A 19190-nucleotide genomic window follows, 5' to 3' on the forward strand; every position below is an offset into this window, starting at 1 on the left:
AGCGTCATTGAAGCATTATTGATGGAATTCATGTTCGAGGCACTCCGTGAAGCGGGAATTCGTTTGCCCAAGGCGACTGGTTCAGCAGTCAGCATTGTAGGCGCGCTTGTCATCGGACAAGCTGCCGTCCAAGCCGGAATCGTATCTGCACCTATGGTAATCGTTGTTTCCATGACCGGCATTGCTTCTTTTGCCATACCCCGTTACAACATGAGCATCGCTTTCCGAATCCTTCGATTTCCGATGCTTCTCCTTTCAGGGATGTTCGGGCTATATGGCGTCGCAATGGGAACGATCGGGCTTTTAGCTCACATGGCCCGATTGGAGCCATTCGGCGTTCCATACTTGTCCCCTGTCTCCCCGTTACGACTCCGGCAATTGAGTGATGTATTCATCAGAGCCCCACGAACGCATGCTAGCCGAATCAGATATCGACTGTCCGTGTTTAGGAGGAAGACTGGAAATGAGGGGAAGTTGTAAAGCTTGCATTTCAACACTGATACTTGCCTGTCTATTATGCGGCTGCTGGGATCGAAAAGAGCTGAATGATCAGGTTTTTGATCTTGCAGGCGGGATTGATTTGGACGAAGGTAAGGGCAATCGTTACCTAATTACTGCTCAACTATTTATTCCCTCCAAAACGGGGGAAGGACAAGAATCATCGAAACCGTCTTATTTTCTTGAGACTAGCAGGGGCAGAAATATTTATGACTCGATCGAGATTATGCAGCGTTACCTTTCTAGGTCGATGACCCGCGGACATAGACGTAATCTATTCATTGGAGAAAAGCTAGCCAGAAGCGGAATATCTGAAATTCTGGACTCATATACCCACGATCCGGATAGCAGGCTTCGGACAGATATATGGGTAGTGAAAGACGGTACTGCGATGGATATTATGAAAGTCAATTATCCGCTAGAGGAGCTGCCAGGAATGGCGCCTATCAAAATTCATCAGGCTACAGGAGGTATAGTCGGAAGTTCTTTAGTTGAATATTTAATAACTTCCAAAGGAGAAGGAAGCTCGCCAACGCTGCCTGTCATGCAGAAAATATCCCCCCCTGGCCTTGATAAGCCGACGATGATGTTCTATGGCCGTGCTATTTTTAATCACGACAATCAGTTGGTGGGCTACCTAGACAATGAAGAAGCGCACAATAGAGACTGGATCCTTGGATTAGGTAAATATGTAGTTCTCACGACCGAACTTCAGGGTCAATCGTCTGGAGTCGTCTTCCAACCGAAAAGCAAAATCCGTATTACAGTCTTGGAGTCCGACAAAATTCGAATTGAGATTGCAATTAAAGGGCATATCGTCATAAAAGAAAACAATACGTCGCTTGTGTTATCTAATCACTCCGATCTAATGAAGCTTCAAGCATCATTCAATCAGGAAATCAGCAATCAGATGACAAAGCTCATCGATAAGGTGCAGAAAGCGTTTAAGTTAGACGTGCTCGGCATCGGAGAAACGTTGTATCGACAACACCCAAACTATTGGATACGACACAAAAAGGATTGGGATACGATCTTCGTTAATTCTGAATTCGTCGTTCGAACTAATTTGGAAATCAAACAACTCGGACAACAAAATTCTTCGATTCAAGTCAAATGAAAGTTGGGATCACATGAAACTATCCTTAAATCAACTGTTCTGGCTGATCGTGACGATGGAAATTGGCATGACTGCATTATTGGCTATCGGAGATGCCTTCAAGGAAAGCGGCCAAGTGGCATGGTTATCGGTGTTTTTGGCCCTCTTGGCGAGCCTCGTCATAACCTATATATCCGTCAAATTGAGTTTATTGTTTCCCGGAAAAACGTTCGATGAATTCGTATCCGATATTATCGGTAAGTGGCTCGGTAAAGTGCTCTTAGTATTGTATCTTGCAATTTGGTATGCTGTTGGTGGTATTATTCTTCGGGAGTACGCAGATTTCGTGTTTATGACGTTATTTTCCAAAACACCGATTTGGGTCATTATGATTATGATGGTTGTGATGATGGTCTACACCATAAATGGCGGCATCCAAACCTTGGGACGTTGCAGTGAGATCATCGGCCCCTTCATTGTAGGAACCATCATACTGATAACTATACTTTTGTCAAAAGATTTTCATCCATATAGACTTTTACCATTAATTCCTATGCATGGTTTGAGTTCATTAGTAAAAGGAAGCCTTGGGACGTTATCTTTCCTTGGTGAGTCCATCGCAGTGTTAATGCTGGTTGGATTTCTGCCTAAACAGCGAAAAGTCACCGTTACAGCAATTGGCGGGGTTGCATTAGCTGGCATATTGCTTGTCGTAATGGCGGCAAGTACTTGTATGATCATAGGTCCCATACTGCCAGCTTATTTCATCTACCCCGTTTATTCAATATGCCAATATGTATCCGTTATGGAATTCATTCAAAACATTGACGTGCTCGCTGTGAACGTCCTAATCTTCAGCATCTTCGTTAAGCTATCCATGTATTTATTCATGACCAGTTATGGTACAGCCAAATTATTTGGAATTGTAAGGTGGAGAAAGATGACAGGAGCTGCCGCCGTCATTTTATTTCTGATTGCACTTTCTCCAAATAACATCGTGGAATCGCAAATTTCATTTCCGCTTTTCTGGAAGTTTATTGTTCTTCCAATTTTCATTACCGGGTTGCCGCTTTGTCTGCTTATAATCGCCATCCTAAAACAGAGGGTAAGAAAACTTAACTTCCGATGAATGTTTGATTCACCATATTGCGGTTGTGGATCAGTCAATCAGAGCGAGCAAAACTGCCCGACCTGCAAATACTCTATGTCTGCACGTTCCAGCCGTTGAACCCTAATAGGGTCTTGAAGGGCGGAACGAACAAACCCGCCGAATGCTCAGCGGGTTTGTTTATGATCATGCGATGATGTACTGGTTATTATTAGGCCTTGTTAGATCTCGCGAATGTGATGTAATCGACTTGAACAGGCTCTGCTGATTCGATCCGAAATGTCCGGTTGATCTCTCCCAGGTGATATTGCCCATGTAAGAGGACCTGCGACAGGATGTCGCGGACGGACGTTTTCCCACAATGGCACGAGGATACATAAATTCTCCTTCGAAATGACTTCAACTATAGTGCAACAAATTCCCCTATTTTACCAAATTTACTTGTGATTTTGATGGAGAGGAAGCAGCACCATGTTGGTCTGCTCCCTGCCTGGTTGAACTATCGCTCCCTAATTCCCTTCCCCTTATCAGTTGCTCCATTTCTGCTAAGAATTGATCAATTTTTTGGTCTATCTCCTCATGATCATAATGAAGTATCGAAGCTAATCTTCCAATACGAATTTGTTTGGATTTTTCCTTTTGAAGTTTCTGGATATGTTCGTGGTAAGATTCTTCTTCAATGCCCTCATCAATTTTTTTCTTAATGAGCAACATTTGAATATCTAACTTATTAATTGAATCGAGATTTTTTGTAAAGTTATTCTCATCAACTAAATAGGATTCATCAATACCAAAATAGTTACTTAATGTTTTCAATCTTTCTTGCGGAATAGGTCTACGTTTCTTAATCCAATCCGAAAATTGTTGTGGTGTAATATTTAACTCCCTACCGATCCCAGAATAGGATTGTTCATTTACCAATACCAAATATTCTAAAGTGGTTTTAGAGTTTAATATATTTTCATTAGCCATTGGGCTCCCTCTCTTATTGATGTAATTTACGTCAATGATAACATGATTGATTGATTCCCACATTTACGTTTATATGGAGTCTATCAACGCCGCTTCCACCCGTGTCGTAGGCACCAAGGGTGCATATTGATCAACACTGAACCAATGGGTACTACTCAGCCCCCCTGAGCACCTCGGGACTCCGGCTGGTTGCTATTCAGGAAGGGTGTGTCATTAACGACGAGCCGTTCGCTCAATGCCATCAGCGGCTAATTTATAAAGTTGGTGCGGCAGGTCGTGTCCCATGCCGTCAACCAACATTAGCTCGGCGCCCGGAATGGCAGAAGCTGTGTCCTCGCCACATGCCGGGACGAATAGGGGATCGTCCACCCCATGAATGACAAGTGCTGGCACTTTTATAGTCGCCAGCCTCGGACGACGGTCACCGGAGACAGCAATAGCAGCAATCTGTCGTCCGACACTGCCTGGATCGTAAGCTCGCTGGACTTCCTCCAGAATGAGCGCCCGATAAGCGTCCTCTTCAAACGGATAGCCGGTGCCGGCAATGCGTCTGGCAAAAGAGAGGCTGTGCGCCAAAAATCCTGCTTCATCCTCAAATGGGTTCGGCGCCGGTTTAGTCATCAAAGCCATGACATCCGGGGAAGATTGTGGAAGATCGGGATTACCGGAACTGGACATAATGGAGGTGAGTGATAAGACCCGTTCAGGGTACTCACTGGCCACAATTTGGGCGATCATGCCGCCCATCGACCTGCCAACGAAATGTGCCCGGTCAATTGAAAGGGCGTCAAGCAGTCCAATAGCATCGTTGGACATGTCATCGAGAGTGTAAGGGATGTCCGGTCGCTGTCCCGACATGAGGGCAGTCACCAGTGCATCAAAATCTAGTGTCCGATAATGGCTAAAATGTGTCGAGCAACCTACGTCGCGATTATCAAAGCGGATCACGCGGAAGCCCCGTGCTGCCAATAGCCGACAAAACGGAACCGTCCATCGGATCATCTGGGTTCCAAGCCCGGCGATTAGAATAATAGCCTCATCATTTTCGTTGCCGAAACTGTCATAGGCCAGATCAACGCCGTTGACTTTCAGGATGTCCATAATCATGTTTTCCTCCAATTCATTCGGTCTCAGAAGTTCTACCATTGGTAAAAGCCGTGAATCTTCGATCGCTGCAGTCCGTTGCCCGATACCGGCCAGGTTGTCTTAATAACTTGAAAAAAGCAAGAAACAACTGCGCGCTGCTCTGGCGGATCAGCATGACAAGATCCCTTCTTTCGTCTTCGTTTAGATTGTTCTGAGCACTCATTCTCTTATCTTTGACTTAATTTAAGTCAATAATAATAAAAGACATAAATTATGTCAATGATTTCGACGTAATTTATGTCTGAATTGTACTATCGTATCCCTACCTTACCGATATAACTTTCGTTATATCTTTGTTTTTCGCCGTAAAGGAAAATGTAATTCTCGATCAAGCTTTTCAATGCCACTATTTACCACTAACAAGTCAGTCAATGATTTGATGATTATACCCATGACTAACATGGTCAAGAAAGAACGGGTGTATGTCCATGTGTTCATCCTATATATTCCTAAAGCAACGAACAGAGGCTCACCTATATAGGAATTCACTAGGGCAAGCCCAAGTGTGGCGACAAGATAATTTAGCCACTTTGTAAACCATTGATAGATCAATGTGAATAAACAGGGAATTACGAAAAAGTTGACGGCATTAAAACGTTCTAAGAATTGTATAAACTCGTAAGGGTAAGTCCAAAATCCAAAGTACTTTCCTGTCTCATCAACAATACCAACAATAGTGAAAGCGATCATAAAGCCAATAATGATTTGATTTTTGCGATTTCTGTCGATAAATACTATAAATAATAAAAAACATAGTACGTTGACAGCCGTAATAATCCACCAGTTTGTGCTAAATAAGGTGTGACTAGCCCACCAAGACATTTCTAATTGATGTTCTTTAGCTGTTAGTTGTTCGATCTGATCCCATTGCATCGTAAAATTTTCTCCTTTAAAATTTTTACTTTTAAGGAGTATTATGAAAAATAATTGGCAAAAGTATTCGTGATCGCCATTAGTTAAGCCCTTGTAAGAGAGGACCTACCGGTCATTACTGGTTCTGCGTCACAACAGTTAATAACCTCATTAACCAAGAAAAAACGACCCGTGTGATCGCATCTACTTCGCGATAGGGTCGTTTTGTTCTTTCTCGATATACTTTGTGTTGGATTAAGGAATATTAGATTACAAAAGCTGAAGTAATAATTACCAAAAGAATGAAAAGAACCAATACCGCAGCCATACTTGTGCCTATACCGCCATAACCTACTCCACTCATATCTACACATCCCTCACAGTGGTTTTTCACTACGGTATAAAATACGTACGATACAAAATACTTGCGTGGACGATAGCCTAAATAGGAGCGTCTAAAATCTTCATTTCATTTGGGAAGGCTGATGTTATCTCACGCCGTATCACAGTTGCACGGCAGCTCGGCCATCTCCGAGACAAACAAGAACGACCTCCTGTTTGGACGCCGTACATTCCCCATGGCGCTGATCCACTATCAGCCGGTCTTATTACGAAATAGATGCGAATACAGACCGTTTTTCTCGTTGTTGAGGCGATGAGTGGGTGTTGAGTGTGCAGGCAATACCAATATATGGTCAAGTAGATGCTAGGTCTATCCCCCCACTTCGTGTTTTCTTACTTTTTAGCCGGTATGTCCAGAGCGCTTTCTTCGATACTTTGATAGCTCTCCATTCCCAGCCGGATCCAACGCTATCGTTGTGCTAAAGAAAGAAAACGTCATGGCGTGGGCACCAGTAACACCGGCGCCGGCACCATTGAAAGATTTAGAGATTTGAGTTGGCGCCATAATTATTAATGATTCACCGTTGATTATGGTGCCTGAGTTAGTAATTACTTTAAAGGCACCGATTTTAGATGACATCTGCATCAACCCTTATCCTTATTTGATGTCACTATTATATGTGAGCATGGTCTTTTTGCATGGTTTAGTGAACATGTCCAGGCCCATTTTAACGGCCTCCCATAAAATCACCAATTTTGCACCTCTATATTTACATTTTCCACAAGTAATCTGCCGTCTGTCAACATTATAAACACCTTTGAACGCTAACGGGAATAAGTTGAACCATAGGCATCTATCCCATATGCGCTTATGCCCATGCACTTCAAATGCAAAATTTGTAGGTCGCATGATAGGCGCGCAAAGGAGTGTTCAGGTTGATTGAAAATGCATCCCACTATTTTGCACGCGGCAATACCGCTCACGGTGCTCATTTTTTGTATAAGTCAGCTTTCCAAGGACTGGATAAGATTCTCGTCTTAACGGGCCCCCCAGGTACAGGCAAATCCACGGTCATTCGCAATTTGGCAGAAAGTCTGCTGGACAGAGGTCAGCACGTGCAATGCTTTCATTCCCCGCTTCGACCAGATGAGCTGGACGGCATAATTGCAACCGAATTAAAGGTTGGTGTTATTGACGAGCAAGCGTGTGGAGGGATCTTAGAGGGCGTCACAGGTGAAACCCTTATGTTCGATTTCGGGGTGGCGCTTGATACCAGAAGTATTTCCAAAGAGACTTTTGGAACGATCGAAGAGCTCAAAGGAAACCTTATCGATGCTTATTCTAAAGCTTATAAAACCTTTGCAACCGCTTTACGGATTCATGACGAATGGAAAAATTTTATATCGAGAGCATGGACTTCGTGAAGGCAGATCAAATCACGCAGGAATTGATTCACGAATTGTACGCAGGTTATGAAAACGGGACACCGACCGTTGGACGTCACTTGTTTTTCGGAGCAGCTACTCCGAAGGGTGCGTTTGATTTTATTCAAAGCTTGACAGCTCAGTTGAACAAGCGGATTTTTATCAAAGGAAGACCGGGATCTGGTAAATCCACGCTATTGAAAAAACTTGCGGCTGCTGCCGAAAAGAATGGCATCGAAGTTCAAGTGTATCATTGCGGTTTTGATCCGAACAGCCTCGATATGCTGATCTTTCCGAAGCTCAGCACAGCTATATTCGACAGCACCGCCCCTCACGAATACTTCCCTGATCGGGACGGCGATGAGATCTTGGATATGTATGAACGCGCCATGACCCCAGGGACAGATGAAACCTATGCTGCTGAAATAGCAGCAATTAAAGAACGTTATACAGCAAATATGAAGGAAGCCACCTCTCATTTGGCGGCTGCTGAAGCCATCGATTCACAGATTAAGTCCTTTTATACGGCTGCAACGAATTTTTCAATTATTGAGGAACTGCTTCCTCAACTGCAGTCAGAATTAATGAAGTACATCCTATAGCAGCTAGCGAAATCTTTTAGGGCAGCCAAACAATGCGCTGCCTTTTCGTCATGATGCTATCGTATCAATTGAACGATCTTGTATGATTGCGATTGTTCACTCAGGGACAAAGAATTGAGCTAAATTTGTGTTTGAGTCGACTAAAATGCTTTTTTCCATCACAAAGATGAGATCTGCCCAGCCAATGTATCCACGGTTACTTTAATTCTAGTGCCATCTTCTGTCCCAGCAGACCTCACATCTAGAATTTTGGGGATTCTCCCCTCGCCAAATGCTTGCTCTGACTTATCAAGATTCCACTTTGCTTCAAAAGTACGGTTCCAATTATAAGGATGGTCTCCAGACAAGCATATTTTATCCATGGTATCTCCAACTTACCATACAAATGAAGCACAGCCCCAAGCCCCAAGTACCAATACGAATTAGAGCTCACACCAAACACCCCTGCATTGTGGAATCGTCCCCCTATTATTCCAAATTCTACGGAGCGAATATTCATAGGGACGCTTTCAAGCCAAAATTAAAAAAACGCGCACCGATCGAGTAACCGGTGCACGTTGGCAGCTTAACTTTATGCAATTCCTCATACTAATTGTCTATAGCGCTGTCCATACATCTTTTGCATATTGCCCGGTAGTTTGCAATTCATCCAACCATTTTACAGCAGCTTGTTTGTCTGCTCCATGGACCAGCATATAAGCTTTCTGTATTTCGTTTTCTACTTCCGGAGCCATTTTGCTTCCATCTCCACAAACATACAACCGTCCTCCGCCGTCAAGAATGCCAATGAGCTCCTTTGCATGATTGGCCATTAAATGCTGCACGTATGTTTTGGGTTCACCTTCCCTTCGGGAAAATGCCCTGTGAAGCGTGACCAAACCATCCCTTTCGTATTGTTCTAACTCATCGCGATAAATGTAGTCAGTGTCATTTCGGCAACCAAAATAGAGTTGCGCCTCGCCTAGCGATCTTCCCTCCTGTTTCAATTTAGCGCGCGCCTGAAGGAAACCACGGAAAGGCGCTACACCCGTTCCCGGACCTACCATAATAATCGGTGTTTCCGGATCTTCCGGAAACTCGAATCCCGACTCTGGAGTTCGGATGAATAGGACAATATCGTCTCCCGCTTTACGTTCGGCCAAATAATTGGAAGCAACACCACGATATTCTCCCCTGCCGTTCCAGGCTTGTTCACGGACAACTCCTACGGTAATGCTTGCACGTCTATCACTCATACGCGGGGAACTAGAAATTGAATAATATCTTGGTTTGAGCGGCGGCAGCAGCTCCAGAAACTTTTCAATCGGCATCTCACAGGCTTGATACTTTTCAATAAGATCCAGCATAGAAACCCGTTTCTTCAAGATCTGCTCTTCGTACACCCCGTCCACCAATAGAACGAGTAACTCCTGCTTGTGTGGAGGACACGCCGTATATGCAGCTATTTCACGGATTTGAGCTCGAGTTGCAGCCTCTTGGACCTCAACACTGTGACTTAGAATGGCAGATAGCGCAACCGCGCGATTCAAAGGCAGATGCGAGGCACTTACCCCACTAGCTGTTAAAATCACTTGATCCTGTCCATTCAAACTAAATCGCTTGAGGATACGTTCGACATTCTCCAAACTGTTACTTGGAAAAACGCCTAGGTGGTCTCCTTCCTGATAAGAAACTCCGTTCGGTAATTCTATTTCAATATGTCTTGTGCTTCGTTCACTTGCGCTCTGCTGAAGCTCCCGATTGAGCGCTACTGACGCATGAACGGCTTCATACGATTGAGCAAGTGGCGCCTCTGCAAAACCATTAACGAACTGAATGCTAATCGTACTTCGTTCCTTCTCCGCATTTTCATTCAGTTGGAGATCAAACGTCTTCATTGCATCAGCCCACATCTGGCTCTTCCACATTTCGAGTTGCTTTTCGAAATCTCCGCTCGCGTCAGCCTCGCCACGCTGTGAGAATCTTGTTGCACCTTTCTCCGTGAGTTTCTCGTCGATGAACCTTGGCACATCTTGATAAGTCGAAGCCCAATTGTGGTCACCGCAGCCAAATACGGTATAGTGCACGCCACTGAGCTCATCCGATCCAACCTGATCCAACCACTGAACAAACTGACGCGCATTACCTGGGGGTTTGCCATTATAAGAAGAAGTAATAATGATGACCGCTCCCTCCTTCGGTAATCGGCCTAAACGATCGTTCAATGGAACAGCTTCACTTCTAATTCCATGCAAGCTTGCAAGATCAGCCAATTCTTTTGCGATCCGCTCTGCCGTGCCCATATTGGAACCATAAAGTACGAGCAATGGCCCATTATTTACTCCGATAACTTTGGTTCGATTCATCAAAGCTTCATGTTTTAATGCAACGGCACTCTTTGTTGTTTCCTTCTTCTGCATATATGCAGGAGACAATTTCTTATCCCGCAATTGCACACGAATAGTAAAATCGTCCGGTTTTAGCGTAAGAGTTTGCTTCACCTTTAATTGGTAATTCGTATGATCAATCAATTCAAATTGCTGAAGGATCATCCCAAGGACTAAGGTTGCTTCATGCAGGGCGAACTGCATACCGATGCAAGCTCGTTGTCCATTACCAAACGGCTTATACGCATGACTTGGCACCTTGGCAGGATCCTCAAACCGTTCCGGTTTGAATTGCTCGGCGTCTTCCCCCCATGCTTCTCGATCCCGATGAAGTTGCGGCAAAATTATGGAAACCCTATCCACTTTCTGGATGGGATATTTTCCTCCGAGCACGGTGTCTTCTTTAGAGAACACAGAATATTGGGGGGCAGTCGGCCATAAACGAAGGGATTCATTAAGAATCATTCGGATATACTTCAGCTTAAGAACTTGCTCATAGGTTGGCACAGCATCAGATAGTACTTCATCTACTTCAGCATAAGCCTTTGCTAATACCTCAGGATGCTTTAGAAGAAAGTACAACGTGAATGATAACAATCCGCTGGTTGTTTCATGACCGGCGATTAGGAACGTAATAATTTGATAGCGAATATTTTCATCATCCAGTTGCTCACCGGTTTCAGGGTCTTTCGTATTCAACATGCGAGCAAGTAAATCGGTTTCACCGCTATCTCCGTTTGCTTTACGTTCCGCGATTATTTTATCCACTAATGAGAACATGGATTGAATGTCACGCTCATACTGATGCTTGGTTTTGATCAGCAGCATATTAAGAATAGGCAATCTGCTTCCATAGTGCATTGCCTCATCGAGGGCACGGACCATACTGACAATAAAAGGATTCGGTGTTTCCCTGTAATAGCTATTAAAGCGAAAGTTAAATCCACATAGACCAATGGTATCCAGCGTGAGTCGCGTCATATCGTCGGGAATGTCGATACTTTCATCCGGATTCAATCTTGCCCACTTCTGGACAAGTTGTGAAGCGATGTCCACCATCATGCTATGGTATCCCCTCATCGCTTGTAGACTAAAGGATGGCATCAAGATATTATGTGCTTTTTTCCAATTTGGCTCCTCGGTTAGACTTGTGAACAGGCCATCTTTGGCGAAATCACGCACTTTAAGCAAATGACCGTTAGATTTGTCAAAACGTGACTCATCACTTAGATCGGCCACCAAGTCGGGGCCTGAAACCATATATACATGTCTTCCGAAGGCTTCAAAGCGGTATATCGGCCCTAACTCCTCAGCAATCCTGCAGAAAGATAACGTAGGCGAGTCTTTATCGATTAAAGGTATATTCCCCAGGACACCGTAAGTTTTAGGTTGAGGGATGGACAACGTTTTTTCCATGAAAAGTACTCCTCTCCAAACATTTGCTCATTCACATTGATTTTGCCCAAAATTCCTTACAACGATTACCATGATTAAATGATATTTCCCAAAAACAGAACCTCTGAGATCAACAATCAACCTCAGTGTGATAAACCATGAAGGTAACGCGCCAACTAATGATGAACCCGCTTCAGCACATCGGAAGCAGGTTATCATTTGAAGTAATCATTTTATTATTCGTATTATTCTTTTTCACAAGGTCTTGAGTTTGCACCCCAAGCAGCGTTACTGAAAACCTAGTAATTATTCTTGCCAGTTACATTTTGTTAGAGGCGAATAATTTAAAAAGTTGTATAAAAAATTTAGCTGTCGATGTCTGAGTTTATCATTTTAATTAAGCATTCGGATTCGATTGTTACACGAACTGTAACAACAATAAATGGGAGTATCCGTGATTGCCTATCCATACTTCGGGGATTGGTGGCGCTTCAGCTCCTCTCCCCATCTCAACCCAATGACTTGGTACTTGCCGCTACACTTCGAATGAAAGACTGCAGCTCGCCGATAAATACTTTAGCCGCTTGGCTAAGAAATCTATCGGTCCGATAGAGGATGCAAATCTCTTGACTTGGTGTCGGATTAAATAGGGTGACCGCTGAAATTCTATCATGGTTCAAATAATCGAGCAGCATTCGCGGAAGCACAGCGACACCAATCCCTTGTGCAACTAAGGAAAGCAGCGTCGATAACGTCGAAGTCACAATCGGGGTGTCGATCTCAATGCCTTGCTCTTGACAGCAGGTGCGAATGATCTTCGTTATTTGATGCTCAGGACCGAACATAACCATCTTGAGCTGCTGCAGCTGTTCAAATGGAATCACCTTTGACTTAGCAAAGGGATGATCGGACGGCACGGCCAAAGCAAATTCCTCATGAAACAGTGGAATCGTTTCGATCCGTTCGTCCGGATTCTGCGGCAGTGTCGTGACGCCCAGATCCCTTTTACCGTCGACAACTTGTTCATAGACGTCCATCGTCTCCGTAACGCTGATGGAGAGTTTGGGGTATCTGCGGTGAAAGTCAATCAATAGTGCATCAAACAGCAAGTCCCCATCCCCCGGTAAAATCCCGATGTCGAGCTTGCCGCCTTCCATTTGTTTCAGATCCGTGATCGCTCCTTTGATATAATCGATTCGCTCAAAAATCAGATGAGCTTGCTCTAACAAAATCCTACCTGCATCCGTTAACGCGATACGCCTGCCAAGGCGATCGAATAGCGGCAACCCAAGCTCATTTTCCAAAAACTTGATTTGTTGACTCAGGTTCGACTGCGTTGTGCACAGCTTCTCGGCTGCCCTTGAGAAATGCATCTCCTTACATACAGCTGCAAAGTATTCAAGCTGCCTAATTTCCATTCCGCAACTCCTCCACCCTCTTGACGATCTCTCCTGTCATTGATTATAAAGGATACACCAGTAATTACCAATAGTTTCCACTCATCAATTCATTACTCAAACCGATCGTTTGCATCGGAATTTCGTGATTGTTGCTTCCCTGTGACAAAGGTACACTTTGATTAAGAAACCGAATGAATCAACCACATTTTAGGAGGCGTTCAAAGATGACACAATCCATTCTTCGAACAGGAATTATGCTGCGTCAGATGGTAATCGGACAATTGCAAGCGATGACAGAAACACAAATGGACATTCAACCCGCAGGCTTCAACAATACGATTCGCTGGAATATCGGTCACATGATTTACTGGTTCGATAAATGCTCAGCAGTTTCCTTCGGAATACCTTCGGCAATCCCAGCTCATTATGAAGCTTTGTTCAGCAGCGGAACGAAACCATCCGACTGGACAATCGCCCCGCCTGCAAAAGATGAACTGCTGCAAACGCTGGCAGCGCAGCTGTCCCAGTTATCCGAGCTCAGCCCAGAGAAGCTTGACACGATTCTGACATCACCTTATCAGCTTGGCCCGTTCGAGTTCCACACCGCTGGTGAATTATTGAACTTCGCCCTCCTACATGAAGCCATTCATCTTGGGATTATTTCGAGTCAAATCAAATTCATTTGATAAAATGAGGAGGTCGGCAATATGCCATACATGAAAACGAAAGATGCAACGTGCCTTTATTATAAAGATTGGGGTTCGGGGAAGCCCGTCGTTTTTGTTAGCGGATGGGGATTGAGTGCTGAGATGTGGAACTATCAAATGATTGATTTAACAGCCCGGGGGTTGCGCTGCATTGCCTACGATCGGCGGGGACACGGGCGATCGGACGATCCTGGTCGCGGCTACCACTACGATACGCTTGCCGATGATCTCGCTTCACTCATCGATCATTTGAACCTTCAAGATGTGATGCTGGTCGCTCACTCTATGGGCAGCGGGGAGATTGTCCGCTATTTAACGCGATATGGCAGCGAAAAAGTGAAGCAGTGTGTCTTCATCGGCACGACGCTGCCCTTCCCGTTGAAGTCGGAGGATAATCCCAGCGGATTTGATCGGAGCCTCATTGACATCAATCGAGCGATGTGGAAAAAGGATTTTCCCCGCTGGCTGCAAGTGAACGCCGCCCCGTATTTCGGCGACGGGCTGCCTGGCTGTGAGGTCTCACCAGAAATGACGGATTGGACGAAGTCCGATATGCTGCAGACATCGCTCAAGGCGATCCTCGATTGTAATCTCACGCTCATCGAGACCGATTTTCGCGAAGAGCTGCATGACATCGCGGTGCCCACTCTGTTCATTCACGGGGACAGCGATCGTTCACTACCCGTCGAAATGTCAGGCAAGATCGCTGCCCAGCTTGTGCCGAATGCCCGTTTCCACTTGTACGAGAACGCTCCGCACGGACTTTATATTACGCATATGGAGCGCGTCAATAACGACCTGATATTATTCATTAGTTAGAAACTCATAAGTAAATATCCGGATGAATAGTAATAAGAGCCTCCACCTTCACGATTAACGTGACAGCGGAGGCTTTTAAATTTCTAGTCAGCTATAACTCCCTTCTACATGTTTCCAGGAAAGTGTTAGTTACTTTTGGAATGGCACTGTCCCTTGTTTCTAGTTATTAGACGAACTTTCAAGCTTGACGTCAATGGCGTTGACGAAGATGGTGGAGCCTCCACCCGGTGTGTTATTAAAATCGAACTCGACAGACTGAGCAAATTTGTTTGTGCCTGTGACTTTTACCAGCATAGGCATTGGTTCGTGTCCCTCCGGCATCCATCTGGCCGACATTTTGTAACGGCCGAGCGGGATTTTATCCAGTCCATGACCGCCTGTTTCGAGTGCTGCTGCGCGTCTCGTTATGTTTTGGCCTGCACTTCCGTCAAACAACGGTCCAACTGGCGTGAGCGTTATTTCCACGTCCGCCGAATCGAATTGAGGTAAGCTGTCAGGAAACGAGTAGAAATCGGGATGGATTTCAAGGTTTCCAACAAGATTCTTCAGGGTAAAATTACGAATAGCTCCTGTGCTCCCAGCGAACGGTTTATCACCATCAGCCGTTAACCATAAATCGAGCTGCTTGCCGTTATATTCGAGGGAGAATCTCGTATTCATGCGCCAGGTTGCAGGAACCTTAGCCAATTCAATCCGATAGAATCCCCTTTCGTCGGTCACTGTTTGCATATTGCTGTCGTAAAGTAATAAGTTATCTGCATTTATAATTACATCCGGTATCGGGTTACCCTGCGCGTTAAGCAAGTAGCCCTTTACGACATACGGTTCAACCTTCTCTGCATTCAGCACGGATACAGGTGTCGCCGCAGGAGTCGGTATCGTACTCTTTTCGGGATTTTTGGTATTTCCAACGCCCCCGGTCTTCATATTCCAAACATGGCCGGCTGCGAAGCTGCCAATCATCAAACAACCGACGATCGTAAGTCCAATAACAGATTTCTGGATGATGTTTTTGTTTGAAAAAGACATGATCGATCTCTCCTTTTGAGTGGTTTTAAATCGTTTTATATGGTGCTGCATTGGAGTGAGTCGAAGACCAAACCGTGCTAAATAAAGCGCGATGAACAAACGCTCATCAAGATTCAAGCGATATAGCCGCAAATCACCTTCGGCGTGCTGTCATCGCCCCAAATGAGTGACAATTGATTGATTCATTCCCTTGAAATAATCATAACAAAGAGGCATTCCTTGCCACGAGAGTAATCACTTCCTAGGAATCGGGAAGTTTATATAGTTAATTTCGGGAAGTAATCTCACTCCCGTTTCCTATGCGCTTGATTCTTCACTGTTTTTCGAATGATACTCAGCCAGTTTTCATGCACCTTAACGTGTATGCTCCATTTTTGGAGGGAGTGTAGTGTAAGGCACCCCAACGTGTTCATTCTCCCCTGTGCTGTAATAAGTGGAATTTCATGTTTTAGACTGGATGTGTTGCTCCAGCGCTGATCGACGTGGTTGGAAATCGTCAGGTGCATAAAAATAAGTATTCGACTGGCTGAAAATAGAAAAAGCGGTAGTCTTGGACTGAAAAATAAAGTCCCAGACTACCGCCTTATTTATTCAACTAACGTTCCTTGTTAGTTGAACAAAATCCTACCACATAGATAACCTTGTCCTTAAGTCATTTTCAACGGTTATATACGGATTATTTTACAAATTCATTTTCGCACCGTCCTGAGCGAAGCAGAAGCCGGGCTGTTTCAGGATCCGGTTGCAGCCACGCCAAGACGCGCCAACGCGCATCCAGTTAATGGAAGTACCATCAAGCACCTCCTTAAGACGCTTGCTCATCTAATCCTCTATTATTTAAATATCCGCCTGTCTTCAATTCGAAGCAAGGCGGATATTCTTGAGCAATCTATTATTTTTTCACTCTCGTATACCAATCTCTCGCGCGCTTCGTAACCTCTTCGCCACCCGATTTGTTCCACTTGTCTACAAATTCGTCGAATTTACTGATTGGATATTGCCCGGTTATGATCTTACTTGCGTATTCGATATACAAAGTGCGATTATTGATATCCGGGAAGCCTTCGTATACGCTGGCTGGCATGCCATCGCCCGCAATGACCTTGGCATACTTCTGAGCATCTTGCATATCTTTGACGGTCTGGTCAACCTCCCACTTATTATCTGCTGATGCCGTACTTTGGATGAGATCGGTTGTAAAATCAAGTGTCGATAGACCAGAGGCTGGATTAAAGAGCCCCACATTCTCCTGAGTGCTCTTGTCATCCGGAAGCTTGACGGCTTTGCCGTCCTTCATCGTATAGTGCATCCCTTCTACACCGAGGTACAAATCCTTCCAATTCTTCTTGTCATACATATTGTTTAGCAGCTTTAAGACAGCCATCAGTTTGGTCTGGTCCTTAGTGTTCTTGACGACCCATGCTGGGGGCGTCATCCGTTTCCAGGTATAGAAGCCTTTGTAGCCTTCGACTTCTGGTATGGGGAGCAAAGAGAACTGGGCCTTCACACCACTGTTCTTTTGCAAACCATCTAAGTATAGAGGCAGTTGTTCTACCCAGTGGAAGTAATTACCGGCCTTATTCGCCATAACCTTCCCATCCCACTTGGCCTTATCGTTCAGAAGCGTCTCCTTATCCAATAGTCCGTCTTTGTACAACTTTGCGATGAATTCCAAGGCGGCTCTCATATTCGGAGTTGTTGCGGAATAAGTCAGTTTGCCATCGTATATATCCCAATCCGGATAGCCTTCAAACATGGCCACACCGTACATAGCAAATAGATGATCCATCCAACGCGCCTCTTGGCGGCCGCCAGTAGGAAGCTCATCCTTCTGTCCGTTGCCATTGGGATCCTTATCACGAAATGCCTCTAGAATTTTTACAAAATCATCTTGTGTCTTTGGCATCTGCAAACCCAGCTTGTCAAGCCAATCCTGACGGATCATACCGCCATATCTTCCATAGTCCACTAGACCAGGGATATAATAGATTCTCCCTTGACCGGTTGGATCGTTGGCCTTGACGACATCCCAAACATCCTGCGGTATATCTTGCCATAAATTCGGCGCATACTTCGGCAACAGGTCGGTCAGATCGGCGATCGCTCCGTTTTTGGCCAAGCTATTTTCAATGCCTTGCTGAGGTAAAAATAGATCAGGCATTTCTCCCGATGCGATCTTTAAGTTTAACTGATTTAAATAGGCAGTCCCGCCATTCCACTCCACATACGGGTTGATCACGCCGACACCCAGCTTCTCCTTCAAAAATTCATACGTCTTGCTGCCTTTGGTGATCGGTTTATAGCCGGTATTGGTCCCCCATACTTCAATGTCGATGACGTCTTTCACTTCGGCAGCTGTGCTTTGACTCGTGGCGGGCGATGAAGAGTTTGTTCCTACGGAAGATTCCATTTTGTTGCTACATCCTGCAATGACTGTAAAGGAAAGCGCTCCGACTGCTGCTAGCAATCCTAGCTTTTTGATAACCATACCTAATTTCCCCCTAAGAATGAATTAGAATATGTTTTAAGACTCGAAGAGCCGTAAAACTGAAGCAACAATTGCCCTTACCGTTATTGAGAAGCTGCCCAAACACCAGCGCTTGCTGTACACCTGGATTAAATCGGGATAATGGAACAACGCTGCGGAATGATTGAATCCTGCTGCTTGGTGTATCCGCTTACACATACTATACACTTGGGCAGTTCACATGCTCAAAGGGTCGTTTTTAAGTACTTTACTAGGTCATTTTTTAGGTATTAAAAAAAGTCCTCTCGCCGTCTGGTGGCGAAAGGACTTCTTTTGGTTAAACTTGTTTCATTAGCGATGAGATTTTTTGCTCATCTGAATCCTTGATTTTTTCAAGTTGTTGGATAACCAATTCCCGTCGTTGAATGGAATGATTCTGGCTTAACTTTGCTTTCCCTTCAATTCTATTAATTTTCAATTTAAAGCCTTGAACCCCTTTATTCAAGCCACTAAGATAACCAGGGTCTATGTCCTTCAAGCTATAGGAACTATTAGGGGATTCGTATTTCATTACCATGTCATTTAAGGAAACCATTAACTCATTTTCGTCATCTATCAGCTGGACTTCTCCATATACATGTACGGTCACATAGTTCCAGGTTGGAACTGCCTTATTCGTCTCGTACCATGAAGGGGAGATATAACAATGAGGGCCATGAAATACAGCTAATACCATTTGGTTCCCAATGTCTGTCCATTGAGGATTTGGACGAGCAAAATGCCCATATAGGTAAGTATGATTTTTATCGAGAATTAAAGGCAAATGGGTAGCATAGGGTGACCCGTCATGTTGAGAGAACAATGTAGCAAAGCTATTTTCTCTCATAATCCCGTAGGCAATGGATAAATCCTTTATTTCAAAATGCGATGGTACATACATACGATCCTCTCCTCATCATTAATTAA

General features: G+C 44.5%; 18 protein-coding genes. 7 read left to right on the forward strand and 11 right to left on the reverse strand.

Annotated elements, in window-relative coordinates; all coding sequences use genetic code 11:
• The 3 genes from O9139_RS10810 to O9139_RS10820 form a co-directional block, all read left to right on the forward strand.
• Window positions 1-480: spore germination protein (locus tag O9139_RS10810; RefSeq protein ID WP_270879489.1), on the forward strand; the 480-nt coding region annotated here is incomplete at its 5' end.
• The gene (locus O9139_RS10815) at window positions 464-1615 is read left to right on the forward strand and encodes a Ger(x)C family spore germination protein (RefSeq protein ID WP_270879490.1); all 1152 of its coding nucleotides are present in this window, start codon (window positions 464-466) and stop codon (window positions 1613-1615) included. The genes O9139_RS10810 and O9139_RS10815, both read left to right, overlap by 17 nt.
• 13 nt (window positions 1616-1628) lie before the next feature.
• Window positions 1629-2723, forward strand: a complete 1095-nt coding sequence (locus O9139_RS10820; RefSeq protein ID WP_270879491.1) for a GerAB/ArcD/ProY family transporter — start codon at window positions 1629-1631, stop codon at window positions 2721-2723.
• 402 nt (window positions 2724-3125) lie between these two features.
• Here the strand turns inward: O9139_RS10820 and O9139_RS10825 are convergent, their stop codons facing one another.
• From O9139_RS10825 to O9139_RS10845, 5 genes are all read right to left on the reverse strand, one after another.
• Window positions 3126-3674: a helix-turn-helix domain-containing protein gene (locus O9139_RS10825; RefSeq protein ID WP_270879492.1), complete on the reverse strand. Its 549-nt coding sequence runs from the start codon at window positions 3672-3674 to the stop codon at window positions 3126-3128.
• Between the two features lie 213 nt (window positions 3675-3887).
• Complete coding sequence (locus tag O9139_RS10830; RefSeq protein ID WP_333742581.1) at window positions 3888-4820, reverse strand: alpha/beta fold hydrolase; 933 nt, start codon at window positions 4818-4820, stop codon at window positions 3888-3890.
• A 285-nt stretch (window positions 4821-5105) separates the two neighbouring features.
• Window positions 5106-5693 carry a CBO0543 family protein gene (locus tag O9139_RS10835; protein WP_270879493.1) on the reverse strand — a complete coding sequence of 196 codons (588 nt, stop codon included), beginning with the start codon at window positions 5691-5693 and terminating at the stop codon, window positions 5106-5108.
• Window positions 5694-5937: 244 nt separating this feature from the next.
• The gene (locus tag O9139_RS10840; protein WP_270879494.1) at window positions 5938-6036 is read right to left on the reverse strand and encodes a YjcZ family sporulation protein; all 99 of its coding nucleotides are present in this window, start codon (window positions 6034-6036) and stop codon (window positions 5938-5940) included.
• Window positions 6037-6414: 378 nt separating this feature from the next.
• Complete coding sequence (locus O9139_RS10845; RefSeq protein WP_270879495.1) at window positions 6415-6660, reverse strand: spore germination protein; 246 nt, start codon at window positions 6658-6660, stop codon at window positions 6415-6417.
• A gap of 290 nt (window positions 6661-6950) precedes the next feature.
• Here O9139_RS10845 and O9139_RS10850 point away from each other — a divergent pair, with 290 nt between their 5' ends.
• Window positions 6951-7439: an AAA family ATPase gene (locus O9139_RS10850; RefSeq protein WP_270879496.1), complete on the forward strand. Its 489-nt coding sequence runs from the start codon at window positions 6951-6953 to the stop codon at window positions 7437-7439.
• Window positions 7403-8041: a hypothetical protein gene (locus O9139_RS10855; RefSeq protein ID WP_270879497.1), complete on the forward strand. Its 639-nt coding sequence runs from the start codon at window positions 7403-7405 to the stop codon at window positions 8039-8041. The genes O9139_RS10850 and O9139_RS10855 overlap by 37 nt, the downstream gene beginning before the upstream one ends.
• A gap of 596 nt (window positions 8042-8637) precedes the next feature.
• Here the strand turns inward: O9139_RS10855 and O9139_RS10860 are convergent.
• A complete protein-coding gene (locus tag O9139_RS10860; protein WP_270879498.1) occupies window positions 8638-11823 on the reverse strand; it encodes a bifunctional cytochrome P450/NADPH--P450 reductase in 3186 nt (1061 codons plus the stop codon).
• Window positions 11824-12311: 488 nt separating this feature from the next.
• Window positions 12312-13220, reverse strand: coding sequence for a LysR family transcriptional regulator (locus O9139_RS10865; protein ID WP_270879499.1), 909 nt, complete (start codon window positions 13218-13220; stop codon window positions 12312-12314).
• Between the two features lie 206 nt (window positions 13221-13426).
• On the opposite strand from O9139_RS10865, the gene O9139_RS10870 reads away from it, so the two are divergent.
• Together O9139_RS10870 and O9139_RS10875 are read left to right on the forward strand one after the other, a co-directional pair.
• Entirely contained in the window at window positions 13427-13888 is a 462-nt protein-coding gene (locus O9139_RS10870; protein WP_270879500.1) for a DinB family protein, read from the forward strand.
• Window positions 13889-13909: 21 nt separating this feature from the next.
• A complete protein-coding gene (locus tag O9139_RS10875) occupies window positions 13910-14728 on the forward strand; it encodes an alpha/beta fold hydrolase (protein ID WP_270879501.1) in 819 nt (272 codons plus the stop codon).
• Between the two features lie 159 nt (window positions 14729-14887).
• Here the strand turns inward: O9139_RS10875 and O9139_RS10880 are convergent, their stop codons facing one another.
• From O9139_RS10880 to O9139_RS10895, 4 genes are all read right to left on the reverse strand, one after another.
• Entirely contained in the window at window positions 14888-15757 is an 870-nt protein-coding gene (locus O9139_RS10880) for a carboxypeptidase regulatory-like domain-containing protein (protein ID WP_270879502.1), read from the reverse strand.
• A 681-nt stretch (window positions 15758-16438) separates the two neighbouring features.
• Window positions 16439-16579 carry a hypothetical protein gene (locus tag O9139_RS10885; RefSeq protein ID WP_270879503.1) on the reverse strand — a complete coding sequence of 47 codons (141 nt, stop codon included), beginning with the start codon at window positions 16577-16579 and terminating at the stop codon, window positions 16439-16441.
• Window positions 16580-16649: 70 nt separating this feature from the next.
• Window positions 16650-18245, reverse strand: coding sequence for a type 2 periplasmic-binding domain-containing protein (locus O9139_RS10890; RefSeq protein WP_270879504.1), 1596 nt, complete (start codon window positions 18243-18245; stop codon window positions 16650-16652).
• A gap of 316 nt (window positions 18246-18561) precedes the next feature.
• Window positions 18562-19164, reverse strand: coding sequence for an FMN-binding negative transcriptional regulator (locus O9139_RS10895; protein WP_270879505.1), 603 nt, complete (start codon window positions 19162-19164; stop codon window positions 18562-18564).
• Between the last annotated feature and the right edge of the window lie 26 nt (window positions 19165-19190).

This window comes from Paenibacillus aestuarii (assembly GCF_027789125.1).
Classification (GTDB): domain Bacteria; phylum Bacillota; class Bacilli; order Paenibacillales; family NBRC-103111; genus Paenibacillus_E; species Paenibacillus_E aestuarii.